Source organism: Paenibacillus sp. 32O-W (assembly GCF_007679495.1).
Taxonomy (GTDB): domain Bacteria; phylum Bacillota; class Bacilli; order Paenibacillales; family NBRC-103111; genus Paenibacillus_L; species Paenibacillus_L residui.
The window spans coordinates 1-288 of record NZ_VEGP01000212.1 but is presented as its reverse complement, the minus strand read 5'-3'; the positions used below and the strand labels follow the sequence as shown (position 1 = coordinate 288).

Below are 288 nucleotides of genomic sequence, written 5' to 3'. Positions count from 1 at the left end.
GAATCGTCATGGTGTTGGATAATGCGCGGATTCATCACGCGAAATTAATTCAGCCGTTCTTAAGGGAACATAAAAATCTGACCTTTATGTTCCTTCCACCGTACAGTCCGAAATTAAATCTCATCGAAGGCCTTTGGGCATGGCTTAAGAAATCCGTCATCTACAACGTGTTCTATAAGTCGGTCGAAGAGATCCGCAAAGCCGTACAAGACTTTATTTCCGAAATTAACAAGTCGCCTCAGAAGGTAATTGATCGCCTTTGTATCCAACTCTAAATCTTAAGTGCCA

The 288-nt window shown here is 42.0% G+C and carries 1 protein-coding gene; it reads left to right on the top strand.

The features are described 5' to 3' along the window. Window positions 1–275: transposase (locus tag FS806_RS25480; protein ID WP_186328544.1), on the top strand; the 275-nt coding region annotated here is incomplete at its 5' end. Window positions 276–288 lie beyond the last annotated feature (13 nt).